Origin of the sequence: Psychrobacter glaciei (assembly GCF_014652895.1) — a bacterium.
In the GTDB taxonomy this organism is placed as follows: domain Bacteria; phylum Pseudomonadota; class Gammaproteobacteria; order Pseudomonadales; family Moraxellaceae; genus Psychrobacter; species Psychrobacter glaciei.
Window position 1 is genome coordinate 64,024 of sequence record NZ_BMZR01000005.1, and the last position, 12,514, is coordinate 76,537.

Consider the following 12,514-nt stretch of genomic DNA (forward strand, 5'->3'; position numbering starts at 1 on the left):
ATCTGCGATGACCCTAAAGCTTGAACTGGTATACCAATATAATGGTTTGTCTACAAACCATGAATTAACGTCCGTTCGATAACGCAGGCATAGTGCTTGGTTATCTAACCATTTAATCCAACAAGCCAATGTCTCGGCGATCATGGATAGAGAAACGGTCAATCAACGTACGGCTTGCACTGTTGAGTCCTACCACTTTGACATCAATCCCTTCACGTTGCAAGCGCATGACCAGCTTGTCCAAGGTATCTACGGCACTGACGTCCCAAAAATGCGCTTGGCTGACATCGATATGAATGCTATCCAAAGCTTCTTTGGTATCAAAGCTATGCAAGAACTGCGTCGTTGAGGCAAAGAACACTTGGCCTTGGACGTAGTAGTAACGCGTGTTACTACTGTCGTCATACTCGCTAAATATCGTTAAGAATTGCCCGATTTTATTGGCAAATGCTAGCGCAGATAGCAGCACACCAACACCTACGCCATATGCTAGATTATGCGTAAAGATAGTGGTCAAAACGGTTGCTAGCATGACAATGTTAAATGACATCGGATGGGTCTTAAACTCGCGAATAGATTGCCAATTAAAAGTACCAATGGAGACCATAATCATCACAGCTACCAGTGCTGCCATTGGTATCAGACTGACCCATTCACTCAAAAACACCACCATAATGAGTAGGACCACACCTGCCATCAAGGTAGACAGACGCGTACGTCCGCCTGATTTAACGTTGATCATTGACTGACCAATCATCGCACAACCTGCCATACCACCAAAGAATCCTGATACCACGTTGGCAATACCTTGACCACGACACTCGCGGTTTTTATCGCTCGGCGTATCAGTTAATTCATCCACAATCGTCGCTGTCATCATAGATTCTAATAAACCAACGATGGCCAGCGCGATAGAATAAGGCGCAATGATTAAGAGCGTCGTTAAATTTAATGGAATATCTGGCAGCAAAAATACGGGTAGAGAATCAGGTAAATCACCCATGCTACCGACGTTACGAATATCGAGATTCATATACATCGCTACCGCGGTCAAGCCAACGATACAAATCAGCGGTGAAGGAATCACCCGACCAATTTTAGGAATAAGCGGAAACAAATAAATAATCGCCAAGCCCGCCGCGGTCATGATATAAACGGTCATCCCGACCTTCTCAGTCATAGGGTTAAGCTCAGGTAATTGAGCCATAAATATTAAAATCGCTAGCGCATTGACAAAGCCGATGACCACCGAGCGCGAGACAAAACGCATCAGATTGCCAAGCTTAAGAATACCCATGACGACCTGAATCGCCCCGCACAGTAAGGTAGCAGCCAGCAAATACTGCAAGCCATGATCAGCCACCAAGTCTACCATCACTAGCGCCATCGCTCCTGTCGCTGCCGAAATCATACCCGGCCGACCACCGACGAAACTAATCACGACGGCGATGCAGAATGATGCATACAAACCAACTTTTGGATCGACGCCCGCGATAATAGAAAAAGCAATGGCTTCTGGAATCAAGGCCAGTGCAACCACCACCCCTGATAAAACGTCACCGCGAACATTGGAAAACCAGTCGTCACGTAAGCTATCAAAAAAAGATGTCATAAGTAAACTGCATAGAGTTAAAGGCAAAAAAAGTAATCATTACTCAGTGTTAAAATGATCGCGTTATTACAGGTCGTTATAATCAGTGCTACTAAACGTACTTTTATTATGCTGTTGCTTCATTACCAATCGATAATTAGCTAGCAGCACGCCCATCAATTTATTGACTGGTATCGCTAATACGCTCACCAATAGTCAATATGATGACAGTGCCTAAAATATAAGGCCTAAAATATAGTGTATTAAAATACAGTGTCTAAAATAAAGTATAAGAACCGCCATGACGTACCGCGGTAGAAGGAGATAAATAATCTATCAGACAAAAGCGCATAAGTAGATCGAAGCCAGTGTCTGCCATCTCATTACCTCAATAGGAATCGTTGCGGAAGCAGCGTGACAATAGCGCGGTAAATGTGACAACATGCTAAACTAAAATGCTTAGGTGAAATATCTAGCCCAAATATCTGTTTAGGCCGATATTATAGCATTAGCTACTCAATATAAAAACAGCCGCATAATAGCACAAAGTCATAAAAAACCAGTACCGAAATCTGAACGATACCGTTATCATGCTCTTCATCTTAACAGTATCATTCAAACGGTCTAAACCACGTATATGCTTGATGCCATTTTGTTCGTCCAATAGAAGGAAGAGATATGACCACCCTTACCGCAACAGAAACCTTACTTCATAAGGGCAGTGGTCTACAAGTCGTGGTCGGTTTGGGACAGTCAGGGCTTTCAGTAGCGAACTATCTTACCAAGCAAGGCTACCATGTGGCTGTCACTGACAGTCAGCCGACGCCTGCCTTAGCAGAGCAACTACCAGCAGCCGTTGATATTCGCCAATTTGGAGCGATAGATGCAGAATTATTGCAACAAGCGGCACGGATCATTATCAGCCCAGGTATTTCTTTAGATACCAACGCGGTTGCCGCGGCCCGTCGCGCCAACATTCCTGTGGTCAGTGATATTCAGCTGTTCTGCGAAGCCTGTACCGTACCGATCGTTGCTATTACGGGCTCCAATGCCAAAAGCACGGTGACGACTTTGGTCGGGCAGATGGCGGCGGATGCCGGTGTCAATGTAGGCATCGGTGGTAATATTGGCGTGCCAGCCCTTAATCTACTTGCCAATCCTGATATGCAATTGGCCGTACTTGAGCTGTCAAGCTTCCAGTTAGAGACCGTGACCAATTTAGGTGCGCAAGTAGCAACTGTCCTTAATATGTCACCCGATCATTTAGATCGCCATGGTGATATGCTGGGCTATCATCAAGCCAAGCACCGTATCTTTCAAGGTGCCAAATCGGTGGTGATCAATCGTGAAGATGCGCTGACTCGACCGTTGGTGGCGGATAATTTGCCACGGCTGAGCACAGGTATCCATGCTCCTGATAAAGGTCACTATGGTCTCATCACTGATCCAGAAGGACAGATCTATCTTGCACGTGGGACCGAGCGGTTGCTATCAGCGGACAAACTACAGATTAAAGGGCGTCACAATTTGCTCAATGCGCAAGCGGCTTTGGCACTAGGTGAGCTTGCTGGCTTACCACTAGATAGCATGCTGAACACCCTGCAACAGTTCACGGGTCTCGAGCATCGCTGCCAATACGTCGCCACTGCGGCAGGCCTTGATTATTTCAACGATTCAAAAGGCACCAATATTGGCTCGACCATGGCGGCTATCGAAGGATTAGGCGCGGTCTATGCACCAAAAGACGGTAAGCTGTTGTTAATCTTAGGCGGACAGGGTAAAGGTCAACAATTCGGTGAATTGACGCCTTTTATCAATAAATACGTCAGCCAAGTACTGTTTATTGGTGAGGATGCTAAGCAGATTGAACAGCATCTACGTGCAACGAAATTAAGTGATGAAGTGGCGCTGCATCAATGCCAAACGTTAGAAAGTGCATTTGCCACCATTCAACAAGTCACTATAAGCAGCTTGTCACAAGTGCAAGCCGTGTTATTATCGCCAGCATGTGCCAGCTTTGATCAATTTAGTGGTTATGCGGCTCGTGGTGAGCATTTTAGCCAGCTGGTCAGTCAGCTTGCGACAGATATTTAAATAGCATTAGCTAAATATTGGGCAACTACACAGCAATACAAACACAGCAGTGTGTAGCCAATCGCATTTTGTTGATAAATGATTGTTTTGCTTATAGATTACTGCTACTGTCAATAATCAGTCAGGCAGTTTGCTGACTTTATTATTAGAACAGTGATAATGGATACAATAATCCTAGGATAGCTACCAAATCAGGCGTTATTTTTCTAGTATTGATGGGCTGTTATGGTCCGTGTGGTACGATCTACTTTATATTTTTTATACGGTGGCGTTGCATAAACGCCGTGTTTTTTCGTTTGTTAGTGTATATAAAATTATGGCGCTCTCTTCTCTTTTTCGTTCGTCTCCCCAATCGCAGCAAGCCTCTGGCTCAGATGGCATTCTCTCTATGCCGTCAGCGCGTGCAATTTTATTAGCGAGTGTCGGCTGTATGCTGGTGCTCAGTCTACTGATGGTCGCTTCTGCTTCTATTCCCTTCGCGCTCAGTCGCGGCATGACGGAGCTATATTTTTTTAGAAATCAGCTACTCTATATGGGAATTGGACTAATCGCTGCCGCTTTTCCTTATTACTTAGTATCCTTACGAACCCTATATAAGACAGAGACTCAGTTTCTCCTGTTAGCCATTACGGGGGGCTTGCTGGTTTTAACTCTATTTGGCACGCCGATTAATGGCTCTAAGCGCTGGTTAAATCTAGGGTTTTTGAACTTTCAGGTTGCAGAATTGGCCAAACTGGTCATGATTGTATTCGTGTCTGATTTTGTCGTGCGTCGATCTTTTGAGGTTCGTAATGGCTGGGATGGCTTTTTACGGATATTTTTAGTGGTCGGTATGATCACGCTGTTACTGTTATTACAGCCAGATTTTGGCTCTTTGGTGGTCATTGTTGGCACCGTTTTTGCGATATTTTATATCGCTGGCGCACCTTACAAGCAGTTCTTGGCATTGGGCGGCTTGGTGGCTGGATTGGCAGTACTGGCAGTGACTTTGGTACAGTATCGTTTGGTACGTGTGATGTCGTTTTTGGATCCCTTTGACGATGTGCAAGATACTGATTATCAGCTGGCACGCAGTTTGATTGCCTTTGGGCGTGGTCAGTTCACCGGTGTCGGTTATGGTGAAAGCGTACAAAAACTGTCACATTTACCTGAAGCACATACGGATTTTTTATTAGCCATTACGGGTGAAGAGCTGGGTTTTGTGGGGGTCGCAGTGGTATTGCTGCTCGAGGCGCTCATTATTGGCAGTGCCATGCGTATCAGTTATAACGCGCTCAAGCGTCGCCAAATGCGTATGAGCTATACCGCTTTTGGTATCGGTGTGGTCTTTATCGCGCAAACGATTATCAATGCGGCGATGAATATGGGTGCCATTCCGACCAAAGGTTTGACCATGCCATTCTTTAGTTACGGTGGCTCATCGATGCTCATCAGCTTAGTGATGGTTGCCTTGCTGCTAAAGATTTATAAAGAAAGCCCTGAGATTGAAAAAAGCCAGTGCCGTTATTATTAGCAGGTGTTAATTTGTAGAAAAGCGTCGCCAGCAGCGGCGCTTTTTGTTTTTTAATAATTGGGCAGATTTAGTGCGCTTTTGCCTTGTAGCGGAGTGTTATCCCATTGTGCAATTGCTTGCGCTAACATTCGGGTTGGCGTATCTCTATCGACCGCTGGTTGCTGTAATAGCTGCAAAGCGTCGGCGATAAGCTTACTTGGATCGCGAGTATCAATCGGTTGCGCAAGGTTCTGCTTGGAGAGCTTTTGCCCGTCAGGATTGCATATCAAGGGCAGATGATACCAGTGATCGATAGCCGGTAAGTTAGCCGCCTGCATGATACTAATCTGAGCAGTGGTCATGGGTAAAATGTCCAAGCCACGCATAATATGAGTGACTTGTTGTAGCCCATCATCGAGGCTGGCGGCTAAGATATAATTGATCATGCCGTCTTGGCGTCGAACCACCATATCCCCTAAGGTTTGTTGTGGATTATCCCACTGCAACCCTTGAATACCATCGCTAAACCCGATTTTATGGTCTGGCAGTTGTATGCGCAGCTTGTGTTGCTGACGATTGAGATTGGCATTGAGGCAGCAGCGCGGGTAGCGTTGTCTATTGGGCAGCAGTTGCTTAATATCTGTAGCATTCAAACCTGCTGGTAGAGGCTCTAAATCTTGAGTCGTCGAGGATGCTTGTGCTTGCTGAGACCAATAGCGCTCTAAGTCCTTACGTGAGCACTGACAGCCATAAGTCAGCGCCAGCAAGTCTGATGACAAGTAGTCGTTGTAGATATCAATACGCTCAGACTGATAAATGACATCGCCGTCCCACTGTAGCCCGAGCACTTCTAAATCTATAAGAATCTGCTCAGTGAATTGTCTGTCACAGCGTTCCGTGTCGGTATCTTCGATACGCAGCAGCCATTTGCCACCGAGCGACTTGATATGGCAAAAGCTGGCAAGCGCAGTGGTCAAGGAGCCAAGATGCAGCTCACCTGTGGGTGAAGGCGCAAAGCGACCGATAGGAGGTGATGATGGCTGCTGATGGAGAATAGGAGTATGGGCAGTTTGCAAAATAGGGGTTATCAAAGTAATGACTATCAATGTAGGAGGATATAGCTAGAATAAAGAAGAACGGAGCAAAAAGATATTTATTAAATACGCTTGTTTTGTTAGGGCGTGTCTTCATTTTAAAAATGGTGATAAAAATGAGATAAATTGCCGTCAAACAAGAAAAATAGCGCAGATAATATCGGGACATTAACCAGTTATTTGACGATATTTGGAAAGATTTTGCCCATTTAGATGGCTATCGAGTGGATTGAAGACACGCCCTAGTCAATTAGTAAAAGCTATCCATATAGTCGATATTAAATAAAATAGATACACGACATTATAAAATGCGTGACTGGTACAAATTTTTCTTGCTTGCTGTGTCTACGTAGACAGAGGCTACAAAAAATTTATATCAGTCACGCTGTCTCTTTTTTATATTGAACTGACTATAGTACAAGATCTATAAAACGCAACGAGCGACCAATAAATGGTCGCTCGTTATTATAAGACACTCAGTACTCATTTAAATGCGCTAGCATAAGAGAGCGTCTAGGTATGACCTTGGTTTTGACGCTCTTTGATCTCAGATAACGTCTTGCAGTCGATACATTGAGTGGCTGTTGGACGTGCTTCAAGACGACGCAAGCCAATCTCTACCCCGCAAGTTTCACAAAATCCATAATCATCATTGTCAATTTCTGCCATAGATTTATCGATTTTGCGAATGAGCTTACGCTCACGGTCACGCGTACGCAACGTCAAGGCAAACTCTTCTTCTTGAGTGGCGCGGTCATTAATATCCGGCATGGCGCTAGACTCATCTTGGATATAAGTCTTGGTGCGATCTGCTTCGCCAATCAGTTGCTGCTTCCAATCCAACAAAATAGCCTTAAAATGCTCTAACTGCGCATCAGACATATACTCTTCGTCTTTGGCAGGCACATAAGGAGTAAACTTAACATCACTCGGATTCGTGGTCACGGTGCTCATATGGGTATCCTACTTTTTCAAATTAATTCAATAAAACGACATATCAAAAGACAAGACGTTATAAGTTTAACAAACGCGATAAGTTGTCCCTTTATAAAACGTTTTACCACTTGGTAACACAAGTAACACAGCTGAACTCATCGTACGGTTATATTGATATGTTTATATCAATGGTCAGGTATATTGTTATGCATATTTTTATTTAAATGGCTGGGCCTAAATAATGCGACAAATGACTGACTGTGAAAACTTAGCTTGTGGTCAATGTAGCCATCCTAGCTATTATAATTTTGCTTGCGATTAGACGCGTTACCATCCTAACGCGATTTGGTTTTATCAGTATCAGTATTCACTTATCATAAAGCAAAGTTTGATTTTGCCAACCATATGGACGAAATTTTTTGTATTAAATCAAACATATGGACAAAGACAATTACAGTGTTATTGACGCCGATAAAACTGGGCATCAAGTATCCAACCTTTTAACCCAGCTTGCAACCTCTCCATTGTTGGCTAATTGCAACCAGCGATAACCGGGGCGCGCGTTTTCATCGTAAGCAAAGTCATCTCTATAAGGCTTAAACTGATAGCAAGTCGAGGGCGTGCTATAAACGCTGACCCCTTGACGATGGCGCACTTGTGCTTGATGGGTATGACCGCTAATGATTACTTTTAATTGCTCAAACGGGGCCATATGCTGCCAGAAAGCCTCGGTATTCTTTGCCATATGAGTATCGATCCAGTCAGACTCTATCGGTATAACGTGGTGATGCAAGGCAATGAGCGTAGGCTTACTGCATTCTTGCAACTGCACACATAACCAGTCAATATCGGTCGCTGTCACTTCTCCTGCCACCTGCCCAGAAATAGAGGAATCCAGTAATAGCAGCTGCCAGTATTCCGTTTCAATAACGTGTCGACTTAGCAAACGCGTATCCATAGGCTGGGCGACGAGCTCCCGCTCAAAAAAAGGTAAATCGCTACCAATCTCATCAGTGACGTCATGATTGCCAGCAATACAGGCAAAAGGAATATCAGTCGCTTGTAACACCTCAAAAATATGGTCGTAGATAGCGGGCTTTACTTGATTCACCAAGTCGCCCGTCACCACGATCAGGTCACAGCGGATGTCTTCACTCAATGCTTGTTCGATGACTTTTTCAAAGCTATGCTGACAGACAGACATATCGGAATTATTGTCAATGTCGTCATTAGCTGGGGCAGAGGTGGGCGTTGATAAGTGCAAATCAGTGATCTGCAACACGTTTAGCTGTTCATCTGGCGTGCTGATGTTATTGGCAGGATAGCTTAGCATTGGGTCAGTCCCTTATCGAATCAAAACAAGTATTGCTATTAAAACGAATATGGATAAATCGATCACTTTTAATTACGGGGTCTTATGGCGCATTTCTCCCATCCTTGATGGAAGCGGTTGCCGCTTATAGCCCTATACTCACAAAACGAGCGATATGCAGCATTCTACTAACTATTACATTGATAGCATTAGGGAAAGTTTATATCATAAAGTGAATGAAAGCTCTAGCAATATTGATGAAATAAAGTTGGATAAAAGCCTAATGATCAGCTAAGGCATATAAAAAGCCTCTACGTAACAATAAAGATGGCACAACTAACGGCGCATCGTCCAAAACTTTGCCGTTAGTACCTTTGATAAAATCAGCGCTGCAAAAAATAAAATAGCCAATACCAGTACGATAGATAGTCCAGTCTGAATATCCAGCCAAATACTGCCCCAAACACCTAAGGTGACCCCAAGCTGAGCGATAAGCAGCGCAATAATCACCATTTGCTTTGGCGATGCTGACCATAGACGTGCTGTTAAAGCCGGTAGCACCAGCAAGCCACTGATTAATAAGCTACCCACTGCTTGTAGAGCAATGGCACAAAACCCTGCCAATAACCCCATAAAAAACAGCCGCTGCCGTGTTGGGTTGACGCCTTGAATCCGTGCTAACGCTTCGTGAGTGGCAAGCTTAATTTGTGCAGGCCAAATATATGCGAGCAATACCAGTCCCACCAGCACACTACCGCCTATCAATGGCAAGTCTGCCCAATCAAGCTCGAGCAAATTACCAAACAAAAACCCCAACACGTTGGCTTGCTGATCGGTCAGCTGGGTCAGCGCTAACAGCCCCAAACATAGCAGCGACACTGCAACCACCGCCAGTACGGAATCGACGGGCAAACGCTCATCATCTATGAGCACGAGTCCTAGTACCACTATCACGCTAACCAATGCAATACCGATCCCCATCGGTAATTGCCACCACACTGCCAAGGCGACGCCCAGCAATGTGCCATGTGCCAATGCATCGGCAAAAAATGCCATGCGTCGCCACAATACCAAACACCCTAGGGGCGCTGATAGCAATGCTAAAATACTGCCAGCAATCCAAGCAGGCGCAATAATGGCTAACCAAGCACTCATATCATGTATCCAATAAACGGTTTATAAAATAAAGGTCGTAAAGCAGCTTTTTGCTTTAGTCGTTTGGTTATGATGATTACAACTCGCTTGGCGCGTGATGTTCACAGGCATGCGGCTGATGCACATAAGGCTGCTCATAATGATGACCAAACAGCTTTTGAAACTCACTACTAATGGCAAGCTCGCTTGGTTGTCCCTCGCAGCAAATATGCTTATTCAAACAAATGACCCGTCGGCTGCCTTTCATCACCCAATGCAAATCATGCGACACTACTAGCATGGCACAGCGTAAGAAGTCTGGTAGCTCATCAATAAACTGATAGAGCCAAACCTCGGTATCAGGGTCAAGTCCTTGCATCGGCTCATCTAGAATCAATAAATTAGGCTTATCTAACAAGGCACGAGCCAATAAAACTCGTTGCGTTTCACCACCGGACAAGTGCAGCATTTGCCGTGATAGCAGGTGCGTCAACGATAAATTATCAAAGATAAACTGGCGTTGCTCAGCCGTTAAGCGTTTCTTATCGGCTTGCGCCAATAAGTCGCAGACTCGTAATGGCAATATCGGCGGTACCGCAAAGCGCTGCGGCACATAGCCAAGCTGTAACTTATGATGGGGCGTCATTTGCCCTTTAGTTGGCTCAATCAACCCTAAAATAAGCTTAACCAACGTCGATTTACCAGCGCCATTTGGCCCAATAAGACTGACTGTCTCGTTAACGGCAATATCGATATTAATATGTGACAACAAGCGTTGCGAACCAATGTCATAGCTGATATCGCTTAAGCTCAGCAGCTGGCTAGCTTGGTTGGTCTTATTATCCAGACTGATAGAGGCAGACGATTGCTCTGATGGTGAAATGGGCAGGCTCATAGGCTAGTGACTAATATATTGATAAATGATAAATGTCTGAGTACTGAATGCTAAATACTGAATAATAAGTACCGAGATCAGTACTTAATAAAGAAAAAATACAGCAAGCTTTATTGGCATGCTTGGCAACGACCACTGAGCTCAATGACACTACGAGCCACAATAAAGCCGACATCTTGCTCCGCAAAGCTCATCATTTCTTGTACCGGTAAGCTGCTACATTCTTGCACTCGCTGGCATTGATCGCAAATTAAAAATGCGGCGGTATGCTGGGCGCGTGGGTGACAGCAGGGCACATAAGCATTGATAGAGGTTAATTGATGTATCAAGCCTTCGCCCAACAAAAACTCCAAACTGCGATAAACCGTTGGTGGCGCGACATTCTTTGGCGTCTGCTGATTGGTCGGCGCAGAATCTTGTGCATCCGGTTCTGACAAGCGCATTTGCTGCAATTGTGTGATCAAGTCGTAGGCACCAACGGGCTTATTGGCGGCCAATACTAACTGATATATCTGCTGCCGCAATGGCGTGAAGCGTACACCACTTATGCGGCATTGTTCTTTTGCCGCCGTCAAGCGCTCGGTTACATCGTGCGCGGTAAAATGTTGCACATCGTGCAAATGTTCGCATGTCGATGAAGTAGGGGACATAGGACAAACTCCTAAAAATATGACGCCTTTTTATGATGGCGTTTTTTATTGTTATAGTATAACATAATGAAATGAAAAACAGGTATGCTGCCTCAACTTAATATTAAAGAGCCTATTATGAATTCATTTTTCAGCCATTCTTTACGCTCGATCATTATACTACAGCGACTGCTCATTACTGGGATAGTCGCGTTAAGCTGTCTGACGTTGAGCGCCCAAGCCGCTACCGTTAGCGTGAGTAATTATCCATTGTTCTTGTTGAGTCAAGCCGTGACGGAAGGTGCGCCGCCTGCCAAGCAATTATTGCAAGCAGGGGAGGTGGGGCATCACGGCAGTATTAGTCCGGGCGACATAAAAGCCATTCAAGACAGCAAGTTTGTGGTATGGTTTGGCGAGCCATTAGAAAATAATTTGGCCGCCAGTCTCAATAGCGCGCCCAATGCCATTGCTTTATTCAAGTTTGATGCGTTCAACCGCCATCCACTACGCGATGTCAAAGGCGAAGCTATCACTGGCACGCTAGATCCGCATATTTGGCTCGATCCTGAAAATGCCAAAGCCATCACCCGTGCGCTTGCCGTGATTCATAGCCATGCAAATCCACAATATAAAGCTCTCTATCAAGCCAATGCACAAAAATTTGCCAAGCGACTGGATAAAGGAGTGCTGGCTACAAAGCAGAGCACAGCGACAAAGGCATTGCCTTATTGGGCGTATCACGATGCCTATCAGTATATGGAGGACAGCTTAAAGCTACAGCTCGTTGGCAGTCTAAGCACCGATCACCATTTAGCGCCAAAAGCCAGTCAGTTGCGCTGGCTAAATGAGAAGCGTCCTGCCAAGCAAATGTGTTTGGTTAGTCCAAGTGCGCCAGCTAAAGGGTTGCTCGCTAAGCTTCAACCTGTAAAGAGTACCGTGCAAGCTGAAGACATGAGCACTAGTAAAGACTTCGTTAGTGGTTGGCAGAGTATGGCGCAGCAAATCCGCCAATGTATCGCATAGCCATTTTTAGCCCATTTACTCGCTTTTGTTGAGATTAAGGGCATGCCCTAGCATAAAGCGTTATTTAGAAGGGTCTTGGCGCTCGATAGCATTATCAAATTGTCGAGCACCAAGACCTTTGTTTTATAAGATATTAGCTAGGCTTTACTAAGTTTTTAGAGGGAGCGTTAGCGCTAAACAATCAAATGCTTGATAAGACGCATATTTTACTTGCTAATCGCGCGCGCGCTCCCTATAATAAGTGGCGTTTTATTTTGGTTAAAAGGCAACGTCTGTATAGTGACTTTTCATGCATAAAATGGTCATGAATAAAA

Annotated in this window: 10 protein-coding genes; 3 read left to right on the top strand and 7 right to left on the bottom strand. The window is 44.8% G+C overall.

Annotation, left to right across the window (positions count from 1 at the left end; genetic code table 11):
- Positions 1-112: 112 nt before the first annotated feature.
- Positions 113-1,612 (bottom strand): SulP family inorganic anion transporter, encoded by a 1,500-nt coding sequence (locus IE130_RS11285; RefSeq protein WP_189585982.1) that lies wholly within the window; start codon positions 1,610-1,612, stop codon positions 113-115.
- 657 nt (positions 1,613-2,269) lie between these two features.
- On the opposite strand from IE130_RS11285, the gene murD reads away from it, so the two are divergent.
- Together murD and ftsW are read left to right on the top strand one after the other, a co-directional pair.
- Positions 2,270-3,685, top strand: a complete 1,416-nt coding sequence (gene murD, locus IE130_RS11290; protein ID WP_189585984.1) for a UDP-N-acetylmuramoyl-L-alanine--D-glutamate ligase — start codon at positions 2,270-2,272, stop codon at positions 3,683-3,685.
- A 316-nt stretch (positions 3,686-4,001) separates the two neighbouring features.
- Positions 4,002-5,198: a putative lipid II flippase FtsW gene (gene ftsW, locus IE130_RS11295; RefSeq protein WP_189585987.1), complete on the top strand. Its 1,197-nt coding sequence runs from the start codon at positions 4,002-4,004 to the stop codon at positions 5,196-5,198.
- A gap of 50 nt (positions 5,199-5,248) precedes the next feature.
- Here ftsW and gluQRS read toward each other — a convergent pair whose 3' ends face one another.
- The 6 genes from gluQRS to IE130_RS11325 form a co-directional block, all read right to left on the bottom strand.
- A complete protein-coding gene (gene gluQRS / locus IE130_RS11300; protein WP_373299687.1) occupies positions 5,249-6,265 on the bottom strand; it encodes a tRNA glutamyl-Q(34) synthetase GluQRS in 1,017 nt (338 codons plus the stop codon).
- 519 nt (positions 6,266-6,784) lie between these two features.
- Positions 6,785-7,225: an RNA polymerase-binding protein DksA gene (gene dksA, locus IE130_RS11305; RefSeq protein ID WP_010197974.1), complete on the bottom strand. Its 441-nt coding sequence runs from the start codon at positions 7,223-7,225 to the stop codon at positions 6,785-6,787.
- Positions 7,226-7,691: 466 nt separating this feature from the next.
- Positions 7,692-8,540, bottom strand: a complete 849-nt coding sequence (locus IE130_RS11310; protein ID WP_189585990.1) for a metallophosphoesterase — start codon at positions 8,538-8,540, stop codon at positions 7,692-7,694.
- 315 nt (positions 8,541-8,855) lie between these two features.
- The gene (locus IE130_RS11315) at positions 8,856-9,674 is read right to left on the bottom strand and encodes a metal ABC transporter permease (RefSeq protein ID WP_189585993.1); all 819 of its coding nucleotides are present in this window, start codon (positions 9,672-9,674) and stop codon (positions 8,856-8,858) included.
- Between the two features lie 76 nt (positions 9,675-9,750).
- On the bottom strand, positions 9,751-10,548 hold the full coding sequence (locus IE130_RS11320; RefSeq protein WP_227676210.1) for a metal ABC transporter ATP-binding protein: 798 nt from the start codon (positions 10,546-10,548) through the stop codon (positions 9,751-9,753).
- A gap of 110 nt (positions 10,549-10,658) precedes the next feature.
- Entirely contained in the window at positions 10,659-11,198 is a 540-nt protein-coding gene (locus IE130_RS11325) for a helix-turn-helix domain-containing protein (protein WP_189585996.1), read from the bottom strand.
- Between the two features lie 117 nt (positions 11,199-11,315).
- Here IE130_RS11325 and IE130_RS11330 point away from each other — a divergent pair, with 117 nt between their 5' ends.
- Positions 11,316-12,200, top strand: a complete 885-nt coding sequence (locus IE130_RS11330; protein WP_189585999.1) for a metal ABC transporter solute-binding protein, Zn/Mn family — start codon at positions 11,316-11,318, stop codon at positions 12,198-12,200.
- Positions 12,201-12,514: the final 314 nt, after the last annotated feature.